Source organism: Candidatus Zixiibacteriota bacterium, assembly GCA_040752815.1.
GTDB lineage: Bacteria > Zixibacteria > MSB-5A5 > GN15 > FEB-12 > JAGGTI01.
The window spans coordinates 1-24476 of record JBFMGC010000031.1 but is presented as its reverse complement, the minus strand read 5'-3'; the positions used below and the strand labels follow the sequence as shown (position 1 = coordinate 24476).

Genomic DNA, 24476 nt, shown 5'->3' with positions numbered 1-24476 from the left:
AGCGTATATCAAGTGCAGTAACGCCCTTTGGCCGAGGAGTTCCGAATCCGGGTATGAATATTGACCCCACCATTTTCAAAGCCTATGATATCAGGGGCACGACGCCCGAGCAGCTTAGCGGCGAGACCGCGTATCATATCGGGGCGGCCCTGGCGGCCTATCTTCGCCCCAAGACAGTGGCGGTCGGTCGCGATATGAGGGTTTCATCGGATGAGCTGGCCGAGAATCTCATCAGGGGGCTGAACGACTCCGGCTCCGATGTGGTCGACCTGGGACTCTGCTCCACCGACGGTCTCTACTACGCGGTCGGCAAGTTCGATTACGACGGCGGCGTGATGATCACCGCCAGCCATAATCCGAAACAGTATAACGGCTTCAAAATCTGCCGCGCCAAGGCCGAGCCGCTTTCCGGTGAACTGGGGCTTCGCCAGATGCTGGAAGCGATCCAAAAAGACCAGCACCTCGTGACCATTCCGTCGCGGGGCGTCACGATCCGCAAGGACATTGCCGAGAATTACGCTGCGCACTGCCTGTCGTTTATCGAGGTATCGAAAGTCAAACCGTATCGTATCGTGATTGACGCCGGCAACGGGATGGCCGGTCTCACCCTGCCGCCGGTTCTTGGTAAGCTGCCGATTCAGGTGACGCCGCTGTATTTCGAGCTGGACGGCAGTTTCCCCAATCACCCGGCATCGCCGATAGAGTTAGAAAACCTGGCCGATTTGCAGAAGAAGATCGCCGAGACCAAAGCAGATTTCGGGGTGGCGTTCGATGGCGACGCGGACCGGATGTTCTTAGTCGATGAATTCGGTAAGCAGCTCGGCGGCGACATGGTGACCGCGCTGGTGGCCAAATCTCTCCTTGCGAAACATCCCGGAGAAACGGTGCTTTACAACTTGATTTGCTCGCGCGCCGTGCCGGGGCTGATCGAGCGCTCCGGCGGCAAGGCGATTCGCACGCGGGTGGGGCACGCGTTGATCAAGCCGCTCATGAAGAAGCACAACGCCGTTTTTGGCGGCGAACATTCCGGGCATTTTTATTTTCGCGATTTCTGGTTTGCCGACTCCGGCCTGATCGCGTTTCTGGTCTGCCTGGAACTCATCTCTACCGAAGGCAAACCGCTGCATGAGATGGTCAAGCAGATCGATCCGTATGTCCGGTCAGGCGAGATTAACAGCCGGGTGAATTCAATCGCGGAGACAATTGCGCGGGTCAAGCAGGCGTTTGTAGCGGGCCGACAGGACGAGATCGACGGGCTTACGGTCACATTCGACGATTTCTGGTTCAACCTGCGGCCGTCGAATACCGAGCCGCTGCTGCGCCTGAATGTCGAAGCCGACAACGCGACACTGCTGAAGACCAAAACCGACGAGATCCTCAAGATCATTCGAGGTTGAGTTATGGCGTCCAAGGGCAAGGTATTGGTGGTCGATGACGATCCGATGCTGCGCACGCTGCTTGTCGATACCCTGACGGCGATCGGTTACGAATCGACGGCGGCATCCGATGGGGTCGAGGCGATGGCGCTGTTGCGCGAAGAGGGACATCACGATTTCGATCTGGTCATTACCGATATCAAGATGCCCCACATGGACGGACTCACACTGACCAAGAAAATCAGGCGGGCGTGTCCGTTGCTTCCGGTGCTGTTTATTACTGGGGTAGTATCGGAAGAGACGATGGCGGCGGCCGCGCCTGATGGTTATCTCTCCAAGCCGTTTCGTATCGAGCTCCTCGAGGACCTGATCGAGAAGACGCTCAAAGCCAACCGCACCGGGAAGCGTCTGCCGCCGCCGCGACGAATTCTGATTGATGTGGCCGAGGATGAACTCCGCGACAGGTTGACCGAAACCCTCTCGCTCGGCAATTACCTGTCGTTTGCAGCGGCGGGCGGCGACGAGGCTCTCGAGGAACTTCAGCGCGGCAGTTTCGATGCGATTATCGCGGGAATCGACACCACTTCTGCCGAGAACACGGAGCGCCTGGCCCGTTTGCGCGAAGCCTGTCCAGATTTGCCTCTGGTTCTGGCCGGCGCACCGCAGGCGATCTCCGCCGCGGAGCAGGCCTCGCTGACACTACGCGCGGCGGGCTGCATTTCGCAGCCGATCCGGTCCGAGGAACTGCTAACGCTCCTGGATCGAACGCTCAATCCGGATACACGCCACAACAACTGAGAACGATGCGGCGGGTCGTCATCTGCCGGCGAATATATGAACGTGCCCGGCAGATGCCCTCATCTGCCGGCGGATGGCAGCTCTTCATGCGAGAGTAATCTCCATCCCACCCGCAAGCGGATGGGCCACCGAGGCTCATCCTCCGACGGCTTTGTGTCCGTGCCCGGCAGATGCCCTCATCTGCCGGCGGATGGCAGCTCTTCATGCCAGAGTAATCTCCATCCCACCCGCAGCCGGGTGGGCCACCAGGAGTCGTCTGCGGCAGAGTCGTCTCATCCCCACCCAAAAGGTGGGGCTCCGGGTGCGACGGCCATCGTGTCGGGATGACAAGCATCCCGACCTACACCCTTGGGGCCTCCTCTCGTACGTCTTCCGTTTCTTGTTGCTTCTATCCGCCGGTGCGTGATGTTTGTCCGACCTGAACGGCGGCGTTAACTCATGAAACGGCTTCTTCACTATGAGATAGCAGAGAAATTAGGCGAGGGGAAGAACGGCATCACTTGGTCGGCTATCGACTCGACTTCACAGCGGGCGGTGGTCATCAAGGAAATGCGTCGCCCGCACGCTGCTGACGAGGCTTGGCGACAGCGATTTCTTGCATCAATGGAGCAAATAAACGCGCTCGAGCATGCCGGCATCGCCCGCTTCTACGCTTTGGAAGAGGCCGACGGCTGCTGGTTTGTTGCCAGGCAGTATGTCGACGGTCAGGATGTCTCTGCACTTGCGATTAGTGCTCCCGTCGAATACGACCGCTGGCTGAACCTAGCTCTGGAGCTGGCGTGCACTCTCAAGTCAATTCACGACACCGGCCTGGTGCACGGCAATGTCACCTCATCGAATGTGTTTGTCGACTCTCAGGGCCGGACACGGCTGGTCGACTCCGGGCTGGGGGCCATCGCAACGGGACTACCAAACGCAGAGCAGTCCGTATTTCTCGCTCCCGAATTGTCCCGTGGCGCCCAGGCCACACCGTCAGGCGACCTGTATGCGCTCGGTGTCGTCCTATATCACCTCCTGACCGGTCAGATTCCCCAGGGTTCACCGCCGGTCGTCTTCTCGCAGTTCTCGGAACAGCAGGCTCCCGGGGTGGCGCGGCTGCTGCTCGGACGGCTCCTGGCGGCATCCCCGGGCGAACGGTTTGCGTCGGCCGAAGAACTGATATTGACGATTCAGGCCATGATGTCGCTCGAGACCGAGCCGGCGACCGTCGAACGCAGGAAATGGTCTCTCGGTCCGAGGCAGTACCTGATGATCTCGGTTCTCGTATTGCTGCTGGTTATACTCTGGTTGGTGGTTACGTCGCAGCCGAAATAGGCCCGCGAGAGCCTGCCTGCCGTAGGCGCACCTGCCCGGGGATCATCTGTACGAACATGAGAGACCCCAGTCCTAACACCGCCCCGGCCACGAACGGAATTCGATAGTCTACCGCCCAGAGCAGTCCGCCGACAACGGGAAACACCACCGCGCCGATATGGTTGATCGTAAACCCGACCGCCATGCTCGGGGCAACGTCTTTGGGATCGCCGATCTTCTGAAAGAATGTCCGAATGGCGACCGCGAAATTGAAGAAGATATGGTCGGCCATGTACAGAAGCGCCACCAGCCACTTGGAATCGACCAAGGCATAGCCGAGGAATATGAACACCGATGAAAAATACTCCAGCGAAAGCACCTTGCGTTCATCGAAACGCACGATCGCCCAGCCGATCGCCGGACTTAGAAAGTAGTTCACCACGTTGTTGATGACGAACAGCACGGTGATTTCCTGAACATCGAATCCGAATTTCTTCACCATGAGGAAAACCGAGAAGGCGACAAAGATCTGCCGCCGCGCTCCGGCCAGGAAGGTCAGTACATAGTAGAGCCAGTACTGTCTGCGCAAGATCATCGTGGTGTGCTGGACCGGCAAGTCGTCGCGGGTCGGCTTCTGCAGCAGGCCCCACACGCCTGAGAGCGCGATCATGCCGCCCAATAGCCCATAGAGCCACACGTACGGCAGGTACGGTGTCAGTACGAAAATCAGCAGGCCGACCGCGATATTGGCCCCCGCGCTGATCCCGCGCAATTTGCCCAGCACCAGCGGCGATGTTTTCTCGTCGAAATACTGCAAAGTAAGCGACTGGTTCGTGGTTTCGTAGTAGTGGAAACCGAGGCTCATCACCAGCGTGGTGCCGATCAGGCCGAGATACGACGGAAACAAGCCAGTAATGGCGACACCGATACCGAGAGTTAGCACCGACAGCGCCGAGATGCGATGCTCCTTGAGCAGCAGCATAACCAGCACCACCAGCAGCGCCAGGAACCCCGGAATCTCGCGCACCGATTGAATGATCCCCATCTGGTTACCGTCGATCCCCACCACGTTGACCGAAAAGTTATCGAACAGGGTGCGCCAGGCCTGCAGGCCCATGGTCGAGCTGATGGTCAGGACCATGAGAAAGCGGTACATCGGCTGTGCGGAGAGGCGTGACGAGTCAAGCATGAGGGCTAATATAGCAGGTCGGGATGCTTGCTATGACGATATTATGTTTTGTAGGTCGAAACGAGGCCGCTTCGGGCCGTTTCGACATTACCCGATTGTCCCGGAGATCGTCCTTGTTTTCCTTAATTCTTGGTGCGCGGGAGTCGTCTCACTCCCACCCAAAGGATGGGGCACCGGGGTTGTTTGTATGCGAAACGAATCTCGCTCTCTTCTGATCGGCGGGGTTACATCCCCCCCTTGGCAATCGACGGCAGGCGCGGAGGCCTGCCGATCAGTTACAAGGGCACCTCAATCCCACCATAAATGGTGGGCCACCGAGGGTGTGACGTCCGAGGGATCTCTCCATCCCACCGCAAGCGGTGGGCCACCAGGCAACGGTGTGTGAACTTGCCAGGCAGATGTCCTCATCTGCCGGCGGAGGGGAGCACGCTCTTCGGCGATGACCACCAGATTCATCCCAGGGCAAGCCCTGGGGCACCGATGGTGTGCCGCGCGAGGGGCATCTCAATCCCACCCGCAAGCGGGTGGGCCACCGGACGCGGGTGGGCCACCGATCCCTGTCGGTCGGAGATTTACGAGAACAAGAAATACGGTCATCGGCCAGAGCTGCGGTAGAATCCGATTCAATGAAACGCCCATGTACCAGGTCAATCTTTGCGGTGTGATGATGTAAACGAAGAAAAAACCGATTACCATTACCAATAATACCATCATCCCGCTCAGCCAGTAGCGTTGTTTGAATCGCCGCCAGTCAGCCCCGGCCAGGGCGAACGTCAGTATAATCACCACACTCATACCGCCGCCGAAAGAGCTCACCTCTTTGACAAATGCCGCCGCTACTTCCTGATAGCGCGACCAGTCACCGAGCTTTTCGACTATCGCGCCCCAACCCTGGAGCGCCAGGAGACCGTCGGGCGGAGCAAACGCGATCTTGAACACAACCAGCGCGAGCAGGGCCGGTGCGGCGCCAAGCGCCAGTGCGAGCATATCGCGGCCCAACTGCCGCCACTCGCGACCAACCGCCGCCGGCAGCAGACGCGCAGTTGCCAGAGCAACGAGAAAGAGTAGTCCCTCGTTCTTGGTCCAGACGGCCAGCGACACCGCCATGCCTGACAGGACCAGCCAGCCGCGACGTTTGCCGGGATCGCAATCGTATACAGCCAGGAGTATCACGGTTGTCAGGAAGAAGAACCCGACCGGGACATCGGCGTACTGCGCGGCGCTATGTCGCACGAAAAACGGTGTACCCGCCAGAGCGATCAGTCCGAGTGCCGCCGCAACCTGCCCGGATAACACTCTCAGACCGGCGTACAGCACAGCACCGGTCGCTAGGAAGAACAAGGCCGCGATGAAAATCGGGACCAGAACTGTCTCACCGCCTGCGTGCTTCCAGAGCAACGCCACTGAACCCGGCAGTCCGAGCGGATAATCGGGGCTGGACCAGAACAGCTCAGGTGAAAAGCTGTCGGCCTAATACGATGCCAACCGGTAGAGAAAGCGGGCGCGAAGGTTCCAGATCGCCCAGGCGTCCCACAGCCCGTGCGGGTGGCGCAGCGCAAAGGAGACAAACCCGCATACGGCCAGACCGGCCGCAGCAACACCGCCCCACAAGGCCAGTATCCGCTCCGGCGAGCGCGGGCGTGGGGAGGTCGGGCGACAGCGAGGCGGCGGCCGATGGTGAAGCGTCTGTTTTCCCGTGCACATGCTTTGTCGCAAACAAGAAGATCGCAGCGACAATCATCATGAGGGCGTGGACCAGCGCCGCCCTCCGACTCTCGGGGGTGAAGAGGAGCGACCAGATGAAGAAGCGGATCGAGCTGTACCACAATCCCAAAGGAGCGGCGAGCGCAACCCGGAGAAGGCGATTGGAAGTGTCCGCTACTGAACCCGGCCAATAGCGAGTGAGCAGAAGCCAGGCGACCAGCGACGGCAGCAGTATACCTGCCGCGATCAGGAGCGCTGACAAAGTCACCGGCTCACTCCGCTGTACAGACTCACGCCTTTGCCGTAGTCACAAATGAGTCTCAAATTCTCACGGACCCAGTGAAGTTCCGGGGAATCGTCGGAGTGGAAGTTACCGACCACCAACGGCTGCTCTGCCCCCTGAACGAGCACTGTGGGCGCGAGCTCGTACTGGGCGAGAAACCAGCCGCCGCCGTGCTGACCGTCGTCGCGGTATCCTGCTACCCGATGAAACTGGAGGGTATCTCGGAGCGCGTCGAACCGGGCGGTGTACGTGGTGATGTCGTCAGGTTTGATTCGGCCAGGAAAACGGAGCGCCGGCCACGTGACCACACCCGGCAGGTTATAGACCGCAAGGCCGGTCACGAGGGCGACCCCAGCTAGGGCGCGCCAGTTGATCGTCGTGGGGATAGTTGCCACGCCTGTTTACTCCTCTCGATACCGGATTTCACACGAGTGCGGAGGTATAGTCGTTTCGTAAGGCTGATAAATCAACTTTGAGGCGCAGATAAAACAAGCCGGGTCGCGTCCTTGCGAGGCGTGGGACAGTCGTCCAGCTTCCCTAAGCGGACCCCGGCGAGCCGAAGGGAGTATGGGCCATACTGCGGCGGTATTTTAATGGGGCACAGGCGAGTATGTCAAGAGACAATTTTTCGGCACTGGAATCTCCACGGCCAGAAAGAGTTAGGCGATTCTCTCAGGTACCTAGGCTTCGCGACGCCGCTGTTGAATCGCCGTGACGGGCGATGCGGCCTGCAAATGGGTGAAGTGCAGACATCACCTTTTACCGTCAACGAGGACTCCGCAAACTACTTACGGGCCGATCAAGGTTGTTGACTGCCGGCACAAAACCGGTATAATTGCCGTTTGCCGTAAGGACCCCGTCGTCTAGTGGTTAGGACCTCGCCCTTTCACGGCGGTAACACGGGTTCGACTCCCGTCGGGGTCATTTTATTCTGACTGGCCCGCCTGCTTCTGGACCGGTAGTTCCGCGCGCGACATGTCCTGGCTCACTACACTGGTAATCGCTGTCGGCCTGGGGATGGACGCTTTCGCGGTCGCGTTGGTGATCGGCTCGCAGCGTCAGAGTCTGACTTTCCGCCCGTTCTTCCGCCTCACTTTCCATTTCGGTCTGTTTCAGTTCATGATGCCGGTGATCGGCTGGTACTGCGGCTCACAGGTGGAGCACTACATCCGCAATTTCGACCACTGGCTTGCGTTCGTGCTGCTGGCGGTTATCGGAATCAGGATGATACGCGAGTCGTTCTCCTCCGAACACCAGCGCGTCACCCGGGCCGATCCCACTCGCAAGAGGAGCCTGGTGGCCTTGTCGCTGGCGACCAGTATCGACGCGCTCACGGTCGGCCTGAGCATGGCGTTCCTTCAGGTCGAGATCTGGACACCGAGCGCAATTATCGGCCTGGTGGCCGCTGCCATGACCGGAGTCGGCATGGTTTCAGGCCGCCGATTAGGGATCAAGTTCGGCAAACGGATGGAGCTAATAGGAGGGATTATACTGATCCTGATCGGGCTCAAGATCGTCCTCGAGCACACCGTGTGACCTCAGGCTCGAATGGCAGAGTGGTTTTGCGGTACGCCGTTCGTGGCAAGATCATTCGGCCTCGTACCCTACAGGCACATCTTCACCCAGCAGATCAGCACGTCACTCTCCAAATCCGTCGTCCCTGTCACGTCTCGGTAGGTCGGGTCGCTTCGGCGGTGGCACACAGCAGGGTGTCGGGCCGAAGCCGTTTACGTATCCCGCCAGCATGACCAGGTCATTCAGGCTGATGCGATCATTGCAGTCCATGTCTACCGCACCGACGGGAACATACAGATCAGGCGACGCCTGAAAGAAATAGTACTCCAGGAGTAAGTGCACATCGGCCGCGGTCACCTGGCCGTCCATGTCGGCGTCGCCGCAGACCATGTTATCGCAGGCGGGTTCAAGCGCGCCAATTATGGTGCCATCCCAGTAGTTGTTCGCCGGCGCACAGGGGGAGTAGGCGGAGAGGTGGTAGTCGCCGGTGGCGGTGTCGCAGAACATGGGGTCGGCTGACATATTACCGTTGATTGCTATCTGATCAGCAATACATCCCGTCCAGTCACCTTCAGTGTTACCTGCTATATCGCATCTCCGAATGGTAGCACTTGCCATGCTGTCACAATACATGGCGACCCCGATATTCGAAGCGATCAGACATCTCTCCAACACCATATCCGCTTCCCCAACGTAGACTACGGATTCGTGCCCCGTAGAATTAGTGTGCCAAGTACCAGTTCCCGAGAGAACAGAACTGCCGAGCGGGCAATCGTAGAGCGGCTCGGCGTAATTGTTAGCTAGTGTGTTTGCCTCTGTGAACGGTGAGCCACGGAAACATCTTATAGCGGCGCCCCAGGTGGCGGAGTTGTTAATCATCAAGTTTCGGATGATTGTCGGGCTGCCGCCCGAGACACCAATGGCTCCACCCGAGGGCGCATGGTTGCCGAAGATAGTATTATCCGTGATAATAGCATTCGAATTCCGACAACTGATGCCGCCACCCATCACCCCCCCAAAGCAATGACTAGCCACGATATTCCCCACTATCTGATTGTGTTCAATTCGTGGAGAGGAGGCGTCGCAAAAAATCGCACCTCCGTTTGTTCCCTCATTCCCCGTGATTATGCAGTTCCTGATCGTGGGGCTCCCGCCCGAGCAGATGATGGCCCCCCCGCCGGAGTAGGTGATGGGCCATCCCGGAGGTCTGTCGTGTACAGCTCCCGTGATCGTGAATCCGTCGAGCACGGCACTATTTGTCTCTCCATTTGAGAACACGAAGGCACGGACCGCTGGGCAGTACCTCATCCAAAGGTAAGGCACGCACTCATTGGTATCGAGCTCACATCTCACTACCGTCGTCTCAGCGCCTTCCTTGGACGCCAGGACGATGTCTTTCCCTCTGAAGCTGATTTCCTGATTCCCGTCTCCGCTGTAAGTACCTGCTGCCACCAATACCGTATCCCCGGCCGCCGCGGCGTCTATGCCGTGCTGAATGGTGGCAAAGGGATACTGTTCCGAGCCGTCGCCCGTCTCATCGCTGCCGTCGATCGCCACGTGCCAGGCACGACGAGCCATCTGCTTGGTCCAGAGGGCTATATACGGAGAGGTCTTGCCTCCTGCGGTAGTGAAGTTGCCTCCAACGACAAGCTTGCCGTCGTAAACTGTCATAGCCATGGGCGAAGCGAACACACCGGAACCCACGCCGGAACCCAAAGAAGTCCATGTACTGCCATCCCAAGCGGCGATGTCATACAGGCTGGTATCAGCAAGGCTCCCTCCGGCTATCAAATGATTTTCGTAGACCTCGAGACAGCCGATTCCTTGACTGAAAGCTTCGTCAAGTATGGATGTCGAATCGCTCCCATCCCAAGCGAAAAGTCCCATAGCGGAATAGCCCATAAAGTCATTGAAGTACGTGGAGAGAATCAACTTGTTGTCGTATTCTATCACTGGGCCGCCACCTCCCGGAAGTATCGACCAGGTGCTGCCATCCCATATTCCAGCTCTACCCGCGAAGTAGCTGCCCTGGAAGATGACAAAACTCGCCACCAAATGTCCTTGGTAGACTGTAAGTCCGCATACCGTAGACCACCAGCCTAAGTACCCGGGCTCGTGGTACACGATGGACCATCCTGTGCCATCCCAAGAAGCAATATCTGTTCCGTATAGCCACATGTTATTGCCCGCTATTAAATTCCCGTTGTACACCGTTAGCGCTGGGGCAGCACCGGACAGACCCGCACCGAGAGGTGACCATGAGTTTCCATTCCAGGCGGCTATGTGATTGACACTATTGCCATCGGCGGTAGTGAAGTCTCCGCAAGCTATTAGTTCATTGTTGTATACGGTCAGCGCATTAACAGCGTCGTTCATGCCTGATCCCAACGCCGACCATGAGGTACCATCCCAGGCGGCGATATGATTGACCGTCATCCCACCAGCCGTGGTGAAGTTGCCGGCCGTAATAAGTTTTCCGTAGTAAACGGCAAGTGCCCAAACCGGGCCATCAACTCCACCTCCGGAGGTGGCAATGCTGTTATCCCAGTAGATATCATCCGGGTGGTCTGAAACAACCTGTCCCATCACCGCCAGGGCAGGGCACGACCCAACCATGACCGCAGCAGCGGCCATCAAGATTGCTATCCGCATACGCAACTCCTTTGTTCGAAAGATACCCGCGCCGGGGGGACAGATCTTAGATGAGGAGTGAAGCGGACCGCACGGCGTAGGCGCACGGCTAAGCGCCATAAAAATAAAAAATGAGGGCTAATTAGTCAACGACAATTCTGAACAGCCTATCGTTATTGGCACTCGAGTCGGCGGACTGATACGACCCATAATGGTTTGATTATCACCATAGCCAACTCTCCCTTGTTCTTCGCTGTCGACAAAACTACTTTGAACCACGACAAGTTGGACTCCTCTTCTCTGTTGGTGACCAATGCGCTTCTCCCGAATAACTCTACTCCTCGGTTCGCTCTGCCTGATGGCGGGCACGCTCAACGCCCAGACCGGAACGCAACCAGCAGCCTTCGGGCCGTTTCGTGTCTATGACAGCGACAGCAACAGTGTGCGGATCGGCTTTTCAGCTCAAATGCGGCTCGATTTCGAGAGCAGGGATCAAGGGGGGACTGCCGCGCGCACCGAAAAACTACTCGGTTACTTTCGCACCGTGCGGCCGGTGCTCAGAGGGAATTTCCCGAAACACAATCTCGGCTTCCTGCTCCAGATAAACACTCTGCCGGGCGCGCTTGAGCTGCTCGATATGTATTTCGACTGGAAGGCAAGCCGCCATGTGCAGTTCCGTTTCGGCCAGTTCAAAACGCCGTTCACGCGATATCGCAACCAGTCACGGCTGCGCCTGACTTTTGTCGACTGGCCGATTGTCAGTCCGTACTTTGGGGCGGAGCGGCAACTCGGATTTTCGCTCCACAACGGATTCGACAGCCCGCCAGAATACGAATACGCCTTCGGTGTCTTCTCGGGCAAGGACGCGAGAGCCTCGCACGGGATCGGGATCGCCAAGGTGTATGATATCGATCTATCCAATCCATCTGATCTGACTGGCGAGACGGTCAAGACCGAATTCAATCCTGAGCTGTTTGTTCGCCTGGCGTACAATCATGGTGGTATCGATGTCAGCTCCGATACCGACTCGGAGCGCGGCCCGCTGCGATACAGTGTCGGCATCAACGGCGCGTGGGATCTCGAGGCCGGGCGCTACACCGACTTCAGCTGGCGTATCGCGCCGGAACTGCTCGCCAAGTATGAGGGGTGGTCACTGGGACTGGTCGGCTATGCGGGTGGTTCGCGAGTCGGAGAGAGGGCCGAGGTCAAGACGGCGATGATTGGGCTGCTGGCCAGGCTGACTTATCGGATCGATTCGCGCTGGGAGGTGTCATCCCGTTTTGCCGTGGTTCATCTTCGTAACGATCTTATTCGCGACATCGGCGAGACGCAGGGGCTGGTCAACGAAACCCCATTCGCTATCCAGGACCACAGCGAACTGTCGCTCGGCGTGAACCGATACCTTGTGGATCACCGCCTGAAGCTGCAGGTGACAGTCGACTGGCAGCGGTATCTCGATGATCGGACCGATCTGTTCGTGCAGACGCAATTTCAGTTGGTGATTTGAGGACGGCGTTGTCGAGAGGCACATCATCGCAAGGCCGGTGGGCCACTCGCTTGCGGGTGGGCTCTCGGAGAAGCATCGCAATGAGGGAAAGGACGGCCTTGAGGGCTATCGGGCGATGTCGAAACGGCCCGAAGCGGGCTCGTTTCGACCAACTAGACTCATGATCGTATCTCCTTTCGGTGACATCAATTGTGAGGCAAATCGCCGTAAACTCACCCACGGAAAAAGTTCTTTGTGGCCGGGGTCGGGAGGGTTATACTTTAGGGTTTGGGCGCCAGATAACGCGCCGGAGATACAGCGTGAAAGTAACTTACAACGTCGAAACGATCGATATCCGCCCCCGACTGGCTGTGATTCCGCTTAGGGACGTGGTCGTCTTTCCGCATATGATATACCCGCTCCTGGTTGGCCGAAGCTTTACGGTCAAAGCGCTTCAGGAGGCGATGGTGCAGGACAAGCAGGTACTGTTGGTGGCGCAGCGTTCCGCCGCGACCGACACCCCCACCCAGGAGGACCTGTTCGGAATCGGAGTGGTGGCGCGAATTCTGCAGGTCATGAAAATGCCCAACGGTACCCTTAAGGTGTTGGTGGAGGGAATGATCCGCGCCCGGGTGCGATCACTTACCACTGAGGGCGAGATAATCACCGGTCAGGTGGATGTGCTCCGCCGCGATAAGGAGAAGTACGATCGCGAAACCGAGGCGCTCTCGCGCGCGGTGTCCGAGCAGTTTACCGAGTATGTGCGGCTCAACCGGCGCATACCCGATGAGGTGCTCGTGGCGGTAGCGTCGATCGATTCCTATGATCTTCAGGCCGACACCATCGCCGCCCATTTGCTGCACAAGATCGAAATCAAGCAGAAGCTGCTCGAGACGGTATCGGTCAAAGATCAATTTGTGTTCCTGTCGGAGGTATTGCGCGAGGAGCTGGAGATTCTCAAGATCGAGCACAGGATCGACGGCAACATTCGTGAATCGATGTCGCGCAGCCAGCGGGAAGTCTACCTGCAGCAGCAACTCAAGGCGATCAAGGACGAATTGGGCCAGGGTGAAGACGCGGGGGCTGATGTCGACGATCTCTATAGCCGGCTCGATTCCTCGGAGTACCCCGAAGCGGTAGTAGCCAAGGCCGAAGAAGAAATCCGCAAGCTGGCCAAGATGCACCCGTACTCGGCGGAGGCGGGCGTAGTGCGCTCCTATGTCGAGTGGCTTTTGGCCCTGCCCTGGAAAACCCGCACGCCGGACCGGACCGATTTCAATGAAGTGAAGTCTATTCTCGACGGCGACCACTACGGATTGGAGAAGCCGAAGCAGCGTATCCTTGAACATCTCGCGGTGATTCGCCTGGCATCGAAAGTGAAGGGTCCCATTCTCTGCCTGGTAGGACCGCCGGGAGTGGGAAAAACGTCGGTGGGGCGTTCGATCGCCCGCGCCATGTCGCGGAAGTTCGTGCGGATGTCCCTGGGCGGCATACACGACGAGGCCGAGATACGCGGTCACCGCAGAACCTATATCGGCGCGCTGCCCGGACGAATCATCCAGTCGCTCAAGAAAGCTGCCTCGACCAACCCGGTGTTTCTGCTGGACGAAGTAGACAAGATCGGCAAGGATTTCCGCGGTGATCCGGCGGCGGCGCTGCTTGAAGTCCTCGATCCGGAGCAGAACAACACCTTCTGGGACAACTACCTCGAGGTTGAGTACGATCTGTCCGACGTATTGTTTGTCACCACTGCCAATTCAACTGCAGGCATACCGGAGCCGCTGCGCGATCGAATGGAGATTATCCGCCTTCCCGGGTATCTCGATTTCGAAAAGGCCGCCATCGCTCGTGATTACCTGTTGCCCAAGCTCATTAAAGAGACCGGGCTTGAGAAGATGAGGATCAAAACCGACGATGAGGCGCTCTACGAGATCATCCGCTACTATACCCGCGAAGCGGGCGTGCGGGAGCTGGAACGGCAACTGGGCGCGCTGCTGCGCAAAGTGGCGCTGGGTATCGCCGGCGGCAAGAAGCGGTATGCGCTGCATATCAACGTCGCGCGCGTGCATAAGACGCTAGGCCAGCGCAAGTATATCGACACCAATCTCAAAACTCAGCCGACTGTCGGCTACTCAATCGCTCTCGCCTGGACCGAATCCGGCGGCGAGGTTATGCCGGTCGAAGTAGTGCCGATGCGCGGCAAGGCCAAGCTCACGCTGACCGGCTCGCTCGGCGAGGTGATGCAGGAATCGGCAACGGCCGCTCTTTCATACATTCGTAATCGCGCCACCCAATTCGGACTGGACGCCGGGTTTTTTGACAAGCTCGAGCTGCACATTCATATTCCGGAGGGCGCCGTGCCCAAGGACGGACCCTCTGCCGGTATTGCGCTCGCGGTGGCGATCCTGTCCGCGCTGACGGGGACACCGTCACGAACCGATCTCGCCATGACCGGTGAGATAACCTTGAGCGGCGACGTGCTGCCGATTGGCGGGCTGAACGAGAAGCTGCTGGCGGCCAAGCGGCACGGGATTGTCAAAGTGCTGCTGCCGGCTCGCAATCGAAAAGACATAGTCGAACTGCCGAAAGAACTGTTAACCGGATTGGACTTGCACTACGTGCGGTCGATCGAAGAAGTTTTGAAAGAGGCGCTGCTCGAAGTACCGGCTGTGCGGCCGCGGGCGACGGTCAGCCGAAGGCCGTCGGCTCGTGTTAATTAAGCCGGATGCGCGGGGCCAAAGCCGTCCCTTGGCGCGTACCGGCGATTTTGGAGAGTTCACCAATCGTTTTTAAGAAACCGGAAGCAACGTTTGTTGGTTCTTATTTTGCGCTTGATCAGCTCCCCCGTGATGGCCTCCCCCAGGTGGCGGTGGCTGGACGTTCCAACGTGGGGAAATCATCGCTCTTGAACCAGATTCTCGGCCAGAGAAAACTGGCCAAGGTGTCGTCTACCCCGGGGCGGACGCGGTCACTGAACTTCTTCAAGGTCGATAACAGATTCTACCTGGTGGACCTCCCCGGCTACGGCTACGCCAAGGTCAGCCGGACGCTTCGCGAGCAGTGGGGCGCGCTCATTGAAGAGTATCTAACGTCGGCCGACGACCTGATCGGCATGGTCCTGCTGTTAGATGCCCGTCGCGATCCCAACGAGCAGGACATGCAGCTTGTCGAGCGGCTGAGCGAACGGCAGTTGCCGGTTATGATAGCGGTAACCAAATCGGACAAACTGAGTCGTGACAAGCAGGCGCGCAAGGTGCGGCAGATCGAGCAGGAACTGGGCGCCGAAGCCATAGCGTTTTCGGCCGTCACCGGCACCGGCAAGGATGAACTGCTGGGGTCGGTGCGCCGGTTAGTCGAGGATTATCGGCAGCATACAAGGGTTAAACAGAATGGGTAAGAACAGAGTAGTGTTGGGTTGCCAGTGGGGCGACGAAGGCAAGGGGAAGATTGTCGATCTGCTGGCCTCCGAGGCCGACATTATCGCCCGCTTTCAGGGCGGCGCCAACGCCGGCCATACTATCGTAGTTGGCGATTGCAAGTACGTCCTGCACCTCATACCGTCGGGAATCCTCCAGCCCGGTAAGCTATGCTATATCGGCAACGGAGTGGTGCTCGATCCGTTCGGGTTTGAGGAAGAGCTCAATTTTCTCGAGGGCAAAGGTATTGATTGCCGCAGCCGCCTCTTCATTTCCCCGGCAACCAATCTCGTGCTGCCGTACCATAAACTGATTGATGCCGTCGACGAGCGCACCCGCGGCACCGGTTCTATCGGGACGACCATGCGCGGTATCGGGCCGGCCTATGTCGACAAGGTGGCGCGCCAGGGCATCCGAGTGGTCGATTTGTTCGCCCCGGAGCGGCTGCGCCGGCGTCTTGATTATCAGCGCGTCATCAAAGCCCGGTATCTCGAAGGCTCCGACGATGAGCGGGCTGATCTCGACCGTACTTATGAGCGTTTGCTTCAGTTCGCCAAACTGGTGAAGCCGATGATGGTCGATGTGTCTTTCCACCTGCTGCAGGCGCACCGCCAGGGCAAGACGATTCTGTTCGAGGGGGCGCAGGGGTCGATGCTCGATGTCGATCTGGGGACATATCCGTTCGCGACTTCGTCCAACACTACTGTCGGCGGTGTGCTGACCGGACTCGGGATCGGGCCGCGCCTGATCGACGAGGTAGTCGGCGTGGTCAAGGCGTACACCACGCGTGTGGGAGCGGGGCCGTTTCCAACGGAACTCGTAGACACAATTGGCGAGCAATTACGCACACTCGGCGATGAGTACGGCGCGACTACCGGACGGCCCCGTCGCTGCGGATGGCTCGATTTGGTGGCGCTGCGACATGCGGCCCGCATCAACGGCGTAACTTCGATTGCAGTCACCAAGCTGGATGTACTCGACGAGCTTGACGAAATCAAAATCTGCACGCATTATCAACTCGACGGTGAGACAATTGATCAGGTGCCGCTGGATCTTGCCGAACTTGCGCACGTAAAACCAGTTTATAAAACATTGCCCGGCTGGAAAGCCGACACCACCGGTATGACGTCGTTTGAGCAGTTGCCGCCCAATGCGAGAAGTTACCTGAGATTCGTGGCCGACGATCTCGGCGCCGAGATTTGCGTGGTTTCGACCGGCGCCAAACGCGAACAGACTATTATGGTGTGACCAAGAAACAGTTCAGAACATACAATCAGTTTCTTACATGAGAGGAGCACATAAGATGACCAAAACTATTGCCCTGGCGTTTTCGCTGGCGCTGGTGACCGCGGTCGGATGTAAATCAGAGTCGGGCGAAGCCGAGAAAGACACGGCGACGGCCCAACCGAAAACGGAGACAGCTATGGAAAAAGTGCAGCCGGTGGAGCCGGAGATTCTATCAAAAACGTCGGGTGTACGCTATCAGGATCTGGTAGTGGGCACGGGAGCGGAAGCCGCTCTCGGCACGCGGGTGGAATGCCATTACACTCTCTGGTTTTCGGACAGCACCGGGCTTCAGAAAGTCCAGCGGTTTCAGAGCTCCAAAGACGCCAACCGCTCGTTCACCTGTACCCTGGGCCAGAACCTGATTCAGGGCTGGTCGGACGGGATGGTCGGCATGAAGGAAGGCGGGACGAGACGGCTTTATATCCCATGGGCGCTCGGCTACGGCGAGGCCGGCGGCGGTCCGATCCCCGCGAAAACCAACCTGATTTTCGAGATCGACTTTATCAAGGCGGTAAAGTAAGGAGCCACGATGTTACGTCTCGCGACCGCGACTTTCACCCTGGTTAGCCTGCTGGCGCTCGGGTGCAGCTCCGACAAGACTGAACCGTCGACCCAGGATCAGGGGCAGGGTGTGACTCAGATACAGCCGGTGGAAATGGCCGGCGCCGGCGACACGGCCGCCATTCAGCTGAAGCCGTCGGGCGTGCGCTTTCAGGAAATGGCAGTCGGCGACGGCCGGGAGATCGCGGATGGGATGTTTGTCGAATTCGATTACAACTGCTGGATGGCTGGCGGGAGCGGACTCGACAAGCTGTCCGGGGTGGGGACCTCGGTGGGACGCCCCGGGATGGCCTATAAGGCAAAAGTCGGTGTACACCCGCTTCCGGGACTCAGCGACGGCATAGTCGGCATGAGATTCGGCGGCAGCCGTCGCGTGTTCGTGCCGGGCAAGCTGGGTTTCCCCGAAGGGCATCCCTGGTTTGGCCAGAACATGATCTATGAGGTCATCAAGATTAAGGAGATTCCGGAGACGGAAGTAACCCGGTTCCAGGACTCCACCGCCGCTCGGCTGGAGTGGATGCGTCGGGTCCAGGACAGTCTCCATCGGATTCAGGCGGACAGCCTGGCGGCCATGGGGCTGGATAGCCTGGGTCAGCCGATCGGCCCCATCAAAGGGACCGATTAGCGAAAATGGGTTGACATCGGTCGACCCGTGAATAATATATATGCCCCTGAAAATTTGGCCCGTATCAGGGATAGATTGACGGGGGTGTAGCTCAGTGGTAGAGCAGCTGCCTTTTAAGCAGCGGGCCGATGGTTCGATCCCATCCACCCTCAAATCTATCGCTGGGGTCATGCCTAAAATGCGCCATTAGCTCAGTTGGTAGAGCAGCTGACTCTTAATCAGCGGGTCCGGGGTTCGAGTCCCTGATGGCGTATTTTTTTGTTGGGGGATCGCTCAATGGGTTGTCATACTCTTCTCTGTCACCAGACAGTAGAGCTCGTGAGATGGCACCACCCCCTTTTCGAAGCTTGCTCTTGACTCCCCACCGTTAACCGCTTATTATTTAAGATTAAGATGCTGATCTTATATGTCGATAGATCAAATAAGATCAGAACGGTGATCGTAAGTGAGGTTAGACATGCAAAGGATTTCAAGTCAACAGGTTGCAATGCGTCTCAGAAGCGAGAACCCGTGGTGGGAGAAGGCGACAGGAATCCCAGACGTTATGGCGACCATGACTCCGCGTCCCTACTTGGATCTGATGTACCCGCTCTTGACCGAAAGCACTGTGAATCGAGCGGTGGTCTTGCTGGGGCCACGTAGAGTAGGTAAGACGGTCATGATCCACCACGCCATACAATGGCTGCTAAGAACCTCCATTGGTCCAGCGCGAATCTGCTACATTTCCGTGGATCATCCGCTCTACAACGAACTCAGCGTGGACGAACTTCTGGAAATCTACTCTCAGACTGCTGGGGTTGACACCCACAATGAAGAGTGCTTTGTGTTCCTGGACGAGATTCAGTATATGAAAGACTGGGAACGCTACCTAAAGATCCTTGTAGACACTCATCCGAACATTCGATTCTTAGCATCTGGTTCTGCAGCTGCGGCTCTTCGCTTGAAAAGCACCGAATCTGGCGCCGGTAGGTTTACGGATTTCTTGTTGCCACCGTTAACCTTTTACGAATTTCTGCTTCTCCTGAGCGAGGATCAACTTGTTTCACGACTGCAGGGGAACAAGATGGACAAGCTCGCCGATCGGGATGTGCAAAGGCTAAACGGCCTCTTCGTCGACTACATCAACTATGGTGGTTATCCCGAAGTGATTTTGTCTAAGGAAATACAAAAAGACCCGAGCCGATTCATCAAGAGCGACATCATCGACAAAGTGCTTCTTCGGGACCTGCCAAGCCTCTACGGGGTTCAAGACATTCAGGAGTTGAATTCCCTATTCACCACTCTAGCTTTCAATACTGCAAATGAGATATCGTTGAACGAGCTTTCGAAAAACTCCGGTGTGGCGAAAAACACGATCAAGAAGTACATCGAGTACCTAGAGGCGGCGTTTCTGATAAGAGTCGTTCACAGGGTCGACAAAAGCGCCAAGAGATTCAGAAGGAAGAACTTCTTTAAAGTGTACTTGACGAACCCCTCAATTAGGACGGCGTTGTTTACGCCTATCACGTCTGACGACAAATTCATGGGTTCTTTGGTGGAGACTGCAATCTTCTCGCAGTGGTTCCACTCACCAACGGCTCCGTTATACTACGCGCGCTGGAACAAGGGGGAGGTGGACATAGTGAGTCTCAACCGAGAAACACAGGACCCACTATGGGCTGTGGAGGTTAAGTGGTCAGATCGCTTCTTGGACAAGCCCTCTGAGTTAGGAAACCTCGTAGCATTCTGTCACCAACACAACCTTAAACGAGCGGCTGTAACCACAGTGAGCCGCAGCGGTTCAAAAACACTTGACAATGTCAAGTTAGAGTTTAAGCCGGCAAGCTTCTACTGCTTCATACTTGGCAGAAACATCCTAAAAGGAAGGTTACTGAAAGACAAAGCTTACTAGGTAAGATTATAGTCCGGTGAACTGCCGCTCGGAACCACCCGGGTTCGGGGTTCGAGTCCCTGATGGCGATTTTTTGTTGGTCCTATGTGACCTGCCGCCACTTGTAGGCCAGGAGGTTCGTCCTCCTGACGCATAGGTGTCAGGACCGCAAGGGTCCTGATCTACGGAACTTCTTAATGTCCATAATCGACCCCTCCGGAACCTGCGGGGACTTATCCCGGTTTGACTCCAGAGAGTATTGGACCTGAACTATGTGGCCTCCCACAAGTCACGCTGGGAGCGAGTGCGCACGAAGGAGTTCAAATGGCTACTTATGAATGCAGGACATGCGGTATGGCGGTCAACGCCACCTGTGCCAAGTGCAACGCCCCCCTTGTCAACGGCGTTCTGAAACTGGATGACGGTCGGCAGGTGCAAATTTCCGAGTGCCCAAACGGCCACGGCAAGATTAAATCCCCCATGTGCTGCGGCGTTGATATGAGCTGTACTATAGGTTAGCCGGCCCTATTTGAGTGTCTCCCATAGTAGGCAGCGATTCCGGCCTGGCCCTTTCTGGCCTGTTTCGTGCTACCTACTTTTCTTCCTACCACGAACCCTCCTTCACTTGCGATTCCACGTATGTCTCAGTTTGTCCGAAAGCGATATATTGACGCTGGCCAACTGATTCCGTAAGCTTCCCTGTCAAGTAGACAATTCATAAGTAGAGTTTTTGGCGGTTTGTTGTTCACGGAAGACCGTTGGCGGCAGGCCACCCAGGGCGTCATGGGGACGTTGCTCGTTGTAGGTGATCAGCCAGTCGTACGTGATCTCCCGCACTTGATCCAAATCCTCAAACAAGTAGCTGTTCAGCACCTCCTCGCGATAGGTTCGATTGAATCGTTCGATGAAGGCATTCTGGTTAGGTTTGCCCGGTTGGATGTATCGGATAGCAATATTCATGCGCTGGCACCAGTCCACAAAGACCTGGGAGGTCAGTTCCGGGCCGTTGTCACAACGAATCGCCTGTGGCAGCCCCCGCCAGGTCGACAGCCGCTCCAAGACTCGGATGACCCGTTCACCGGGTAGCGAGGTATCGATCTCAATCGTCAATGCTTCTCGTACTCCTTCATCCAGCACATTCAATGTCCGGAAGCGACGTCCCACATAGAGCGCGTCGCTCATGAAGTCCAGCGCCCAGACCGCATTGGGTACCGACGGCGTATCCAACGGCTGGCGGTCCCGAGCCGGCAGGCGCTTCTTGGTCCGCCGCCGATGCTTCAGCCCCAGTTCGCAGTACACCCGATACACCCGCTTGTGATTCCAGCCGTAGCCTTCAAAGCGTAACCGGTCATAACTCAGCCAGAATCCCCAGCGACGGTTTTCGTCGGTGACCCGTGTCAACGCCTCGATCACTTCCTTGTCCCGCTCCAAACGGTCTTGCGGTGGCTTGTACCAGGCCGCTCGGGACATCCCGACTGCGGCACACGACCGACCAATCGACACCTCGTGTTCGGCCACCAGATACGCCACCGCTTCCCGACGCTCTGATGGCCTCAGAGCTTTTTTGACAACAGATCCTTCAGCCCCTGATTTTCAAGACAGATGTCCGCATACATCCGCTTCAGCTTGGCGTTCTCCGCCTCCAGCTCCCGCATCCGCCGAACGTCCGACACTTCCAGTCCGCCGTATTTCGATTTCCACTTGTAGTATGTGGCATCGCTGATCCCGAATTTCCGGCAGATCTCCTTCACCGTGACGCCGCTGTCCGCTTCTTTTAAGATCCCGACAATCTGGCTCTCGCTGTACTGCGACCGCTTCATAGATACCTCCTGGCTTCAATATGCCAAAAAGCTCTATCTCAAAACAGTCTACCTTATGGGGGAGCTTACCGGAGGGCGAAGCGTTCGGCGGCGTGTGCGAGGAAATCTGGGCGCCTGTGTCGGGGGGAACCATGGTCGGCACGTTCAAGCTGGCGGTCAATGACGCGGTGCAATTCTACGAATTGATGACCATCGTTCCTGATTCGACTGGACCTCAGTTGCGCCTCAAGCATTTCAACGCTGATCTGACCGGCTGGGAGGAGAAAGGCGAGGTTTTCTCCTTTCCGTTCCGGGCAGCCGCCTATCGCAAAGTAGAATTCGGCGGAATTACATACGAGCGGTTCGCGGAGGATTCTCTGCGGATCACGGTCACGTTCACGCACACCGATTCCGAGCCGACCCAGGAAGTCATAATCTGCCATAAGCGGTAAACGACTATCATTCCAAATGTGGCGTGCTCGCTATCTTGCTTTTGAAAAGAAAAATCGCACGACAGCGATTCTGCGGGCCAACTCTCCGACCTAACTCGGGCAAAATCCCCGGCCCGGAACGATTCTTGCTCTAATACCCTCCGGAAATAGTCGATCCCGGGCTCCAACCGACACTTACGCCGGTAACGCGCCGGACAAAAAAGAAGTTTGCCGTTCACTTGGAACGAAAAACGCAAGATACTGCAGGCCCGAAGTGAGCCGACCACAGAATTCGTGACTGACAAACGACGACAGCAACTTAGTTTGTTGAATCGTTGAACAGCCGAGATCATTGTCGGCGGGCCAGTACCCACCCAATTCACTCAAGCAGTCTTGCGGACCGTTCCCACAAACGGCAACCGCAGGTTGACAAATGATAAAAATAGCACTACTGATCGCAGGTTGGCTGACACTGCTTGTCGGCGGTGGCTCGGCACAGGAAGTGGTGGTTTCCGGATTCCCGCTCGGAGTCGGCGGAAGCATCGAACCGGATTTCCTCCATCCCTACCATCAAGCTCTGCAGGCGATCGCCGACTCCCTGCGTCTGCATCCCGGCGCGCGAGCGATAATCACCGGCAGCGCCGACGGTGTTGAATTCGACGAGCATCACGACGCCAAGAACCCCGGCCTGGCGCTCGGTCGCGCCCACCTTCTGCGCAATGTGCTCGTGTACGATTTCGGCGTCGATTCGACACAAATCACAATCGAGTCTCAGGAAACGTACGAAGTCGGGGACGAGTACCGTTTCGCCAGCGTTCGGCTCATCCCCGAAACGAATGATTTGAGCGCCCGCGTGGCAGCGCTGGAGAACCGTCCGCCGGTAGAAAAGCACTTCACTGAAGTTCGGGAAGTGCCGGCGAGCTTCATAGAGAGCTTTGGCCTGCAGGCCGGGGCCGGGCTGTCCACCACGCCGTTTGGCGCGGTGCCGATTGTGGCCGGCGCGATCACCTGGAAACGGGTCCTGTACGTGGAAGGTATGTTCGGGCACACGATGTGGGACAACAGCTACCGCTTCATGAATGTCGAGCTTGATACCTGGCGGCGCCTGGCGGCCGGTCTGGCGGTGTATCGTCCTGTCGACAACCTGCCGGTGGGCGTGGTCGGCGGCTGGATTCGGATCGAGGAAATCTCGCAACGCTACTACGATTACGTGAGCATGTCTGAGGGTCCTCTGTTGGGCCTGCGCGCCACCCCGTTTGAGTTTGCATCGGTAACCGCGCTATATAATCCCTCGAAACACCGGGTTGCCGAATCCAACTTCTCCGAGTCGAAAAACGGTCAGTTCCTCATTTCCATATTGGTTCACTATTGCCTTGGAGGCGGAAAATGAACAGAGCTGCCTTCCTGTTCGTAATCGGATTGCTGATCTTCTCCTTCCAGATCATGTCCAACTGCTCGCAGCCGCTGGATTCCAGCGACATCTCGCCGTCGCCGTCACCCGGGCCGGGGCACATAGACACGATTTATCGGTATGATACGACGTTCATTATCGTAGAAGGCGATACCCTGATCATCGTCGATACGGTCATACTAACCGACACCCTTCCCGGCGACACTCTTATCGACACGGTGATTGACACGATAATCATAGTCGATCCAGGCGACACTTTGTTTGACACCCTCGTCGACACCGTGATAGACACCGTGATCATCATCAATCCGGGTGATACCCTCTTCGACACGCTGGTGGACACTCTGGTGGATACGCTGGTAGACACGGTGATCGTGATCGAGCCGGGGGACCCGCCGATGCTCTGTGACCGCCTGTCCTCGGCGCAGCAGGAGATAGTCTGGCTGTTCCGCAACAGTGCGGGGCTTTACCGTCTGGAGTTTGCCGCCCTGCCGGAGCGCGATCGCCCGGCTCACACGCTGACTGTCGATATCAACGGCGAGGATTACTCCTGGAGGCTTTCGGAGACTCTGGAGTTGGTCCTTGACGTGACCCTGGTGCCTAACACGACCATACATATCACTACCAGCAAGCCGCCGTCGTTCGGCCACTCGATCGATATCTGTCTGTCCGCGACTCCCGTGGAGTAGCCGCCGGAAGCGAATGGCACGTCCTTGAGCGGCAGAGTTCCCAACCCTGCCGCTCTTTATTGTGGCCTAGGCGGGCCACCAGCAAGCCGGGGGGGGACCGAAACGCCCCGGG

21 protein-coding genes and 3 tRNA genes are annotated in these 24476 nt (G+C 57.4%); 18 read left to right on the top strand and 6 right to left on the bottom strand.

The window, feature by feature from the left end; genetic code table 11:
• The first annotated feature begins 53 nt into the window (after positions 1-53).
• The 3 genes from AB1772_08750 to AB1772_08740 all read left to right on the top strand — a co-directional run bounded on the left by AB1772_08750 (position 54) and on the right by AB1772_08740 (position 3488).
• Positions 54-1397: a phosphomannomutase/phosphoglucomutase gene (locus AB1772_08750; GenBank protein ID MEW5796437.1), complete on the top strand. Its 1344-nt coding sequence runs from the start codon at positions 54-56 to the stop codon at positions 1395-1397.
• Between the two features lie 3 nt (positions 1398-1400).
• Positions 1401-2174, top strand: coding sequence for a response regulator (locus AB1772_08745; protein MEW5796436.1), 774 nt, complete (start codon positions 1401-1403; stop codon positions 2172-2174).
• A gap of 438 nt (positions 2175-2612) precedes the next feature.
• Positions 2613-3488: a serine/threonine-protein kinase gene (locus AB1772_08740; protein MEW5796435.1), complete on the top strand. Its 876-nt coding sequence runs from the start codon at positions 2613-2615 to the stop codon at positions 3486-3488.
• On the opposite strand, the gene AB1772_08735 is transcribed toward AB1772_08740, so the two are convergent.
• The 4 genes from AB1772_08735 to AB1772_08720 form a co-directional block, all read right to left on the bottom strand.
• Positions 3469-4656: an MFS transporter gene (locus AB1772_08735; protein ID MEW5796434.1), complete on the bottom strand. Its 1188-nt coding sequence runs from the start codon at positions 4654-4656 to the stop codon at positions 3469-3471. The genes AB1772_08740 and AB1772_08735 overlap by 20 nt on opposite strands.
• 504 nt (positions 4657-5160) lie before the next feature.
• Positions 5161-6060 carry a glycosyltransferase family 39 protein gene (locus AB1772_08730; GenBank protein MEW5796433.1) on the bottom strand — a complete coding sequence of 300 codons (900 nt, stop codon included), beginning with the start codon at positions 6058-6060 and terminating at the stop codon, positions 5161-5163.
• 66 nt (positions 6061-6126) lie between these two features.
• Positions 6127-6360: a hypothetical protein gene (locus AB1772_08725; GenBank protein MEW5796432.1), complete on the bottom strand. Its 234-nt coding sequence runs from the start codon at positions 6358-6360 to the stop codon at positions 6127-6129.
• 264 nt (positions 6361-6624) lie between these two features.
• Entirely contained in the window at positions 6625-7038 is a 414-nt protein-coding gene (locus tag AB1772_08720; GenBank protein MEW5796431.1) for a hypothetical protein, read from the bottom strand.
• A 457-nt stretch (positions 7039-7495) separates the two neighbouring features.
• On the opposite strand from AB1772_08720, the gene AB1772_08715 reads away from it, so the two are divergent.
• Together AB1772_08715 and AB1772_08710 are read left to right on the top strand one after the other, a co-directional pair.
• Positions 7496-7567: transfer RNA gene (locus tag AB1772_08715), tRNA-Glu, on the top strand.
• Between the two features lie 51 nt (positions 7568-7618).
• On the top strand, positions 7619-8179 hold the full coding sequence (locus AB1772_08710) for a manganese efflux pump MntP family protein (protein MEW5796430.1): 561 nt from the start codon (positions 7619-7621) through the stop codon (positions 8177-8179).
• Positions 8180-8281: 102 nt separating this feature from the next.
• On the opposite strand, the gene AB1772_08705 is transcribed toward AB1772_08710, so the two are convergent.
• A complete protein-coding gene (locus AB1772_08705) occupies positions 8282-10810 on the bottom strand; it encodes a DUF1565 domain-containing protein (protein MEW5796429.1) in 2529 nt (842 codons plus the stop codon).
• Between the two features lie 292 nt (positions 10811-11102).
• On the opposite strand from AB1772_08705, the gene AB1772_08700 reads away from it, so the two are divergent.
• The 10 genes from AB1772_08700 to AB1772_08655 all read left to right on the top strand — a co-directional run bounded on the left by AB1772_08700 (position 11103) and on the right by AB1772_08655 (position 20553).
• A complete protein-coding gene (locus AB1772_08700; protein MEW5796428.1) occupies positions 11103-12296 on the top strand; it encodes a porin in 1194 nt (397 codons plus the stop codon).
• Positions 12297-12595: 299 nt separating this feature from the next.
• Positions 12596-14995, top strand: coding sequence for an endopeptidase La (gene lon, locus AB1772_08695; GenBank protein MEW5796427.1), 2400 nt, complete (start codon positions 12596-12598; stop codon positions 14993-14995).
• A 5-nt stretch (positions 14996-15000) separates the two neighbouring features.
• Positions 15001-15672 (top strand): ribosome biogenesis GTP-binding protein YihA/YsxC, encoded by a 672-nt coding sequence (gene yihA, locus AB1772_08690; protein MEW5796426.1) that lies wholly within the window; start codon positions 15001-15003, stop codon positions 15670-15672.
• On the top strand, positions 15665-16939 hold the full coding sequence (locus AB1772_08685) for an adenylosuccinate synthase (protein MEW5796425.1): 1275 nt from the start codon (positions 15665-15667) through the stop codon (positions 16937-16939). Before yihA ends, AB1772_08685 begins: the two co-directional genes overlap by 8 nt.
• A 55-nt stretch (positions 16940-16994) precedes the next feature.
• A complete protein-coding gene (locus AB1772_08680; GenBank protein MEW5796424.1) occupies positions 16995-17498 on the top strand; it encodes an FKBP-type peptidyl-prolyl cis-trans isomerase in 504 nt (167 codons plus the stop codon).
• A 9-nt stretch (positions 17499-17507) separates the two neighbouring features.
• Positions 17508-18164, top strand: a complete 657-nt coding sequence (locus AB1772_08675) for an FKBP-type peptidyl-prolyl cis-trans isomerase (protein ID MEW5796423.1) — start codon at positions 17508-17510, stop codon at positions 18162-18164.
• An 80-nt stretch (positions 18165-18244) separates the two neighbouring features.
• Positions 18245-18316: transfer RNA gene (locus tag AB1772_08670), tRNA-Lys, on the top strand.
• Positions 18317-18344: 28 nt separating this feature from the next.
• A tRNA-Lys gene (locus tag AB1772_08665) sits at positions 18345-18417 on the top strand.
• Positions 18418-18609: 192 nt separating this feature from the next.
• Positions 18610-20055: an ATP-binding protein gene (locus AB1772_08660; protein MEW5796422.1), complete on the top strand. Its 1446-nt coding sequence runs from the start codon at positions 18610-18612 to the stop codon at positions 20053-20055.
• Positions 20056-20358: 303 nt separating this feature from the next.
• Positions 20359-20553, top strand: coding sequence for a hypothetical protein (locus AB1772_08655; GenBank protein MEW5796421.1), 195 nt, complete (start codon positions 20359-20361; stop codon positions 20551-20553).
• A 183-nt stretch (positions 20554-20736) separates the two neighbouring features.
• Here AB1772_08655 and AB1772_08650 read toward each other — a convergent pair.
• Positions 20737-21854 (bottom strand): IS3 family transposase gene (locus AB1772_08650; GenBank protein ID MEW5796420.1). Its coding sequence is split into 2 segments (ribosomal slippage): positions 20737-21602 and positions 21602-21854, totalling 1119 coding nucleotides; the frame shifts between segments, so codons are not numbered across the junction.
• A 20-nt stretch (positions 21855-21874) separates the two neighbouring features.
• On the opposite strand from AB1772_08650, the gene AB1772_08645 reads away from it, so the two are divergent.
• The 3 genes from AB1772_08645 (at position 21875) to AB1772_08635 (ending at position 24364) form a co-directional block, all read left to right on the top strand.
• Positions 21875-22285 (top strand): DUF6265 family protein, encoded by a 411-nt coding sequence (locus AB1772_08645; protein ID MEW5796419.1) that lies wholly within the window; start codon positions 21875-21877, stop codon positions 22283-22285.
• A 412-nt stretch (positions 22286-22697) separates the two neighbouring features.
• Positions 22698-23654 carry a hypothetical protein gene (locus AB1772_08640; protein MEW5796418.1) on the top strand — a complete coding sequence of 319 codons (957 nt, stop codon included), beginning with the start codon at positions 22698-22700 and terminating at the stop codon, positions 23652-23654.
• Positions 23651-24364, top strand: coding sequence for a hypothetical protein (locus AB1772_08635; GenBank protein ID MEW5796417.1), 714 nt, complete (start codon positions 23651-23653; stop codon positions 24362-24364). Before AB1772_08640 ends, AB1772_08635 begins: the two co-directional genes overlap by 4 nt.
• The last annotated feature ends 112 nt before the right edge of the window (positions 24365-24476 follow it).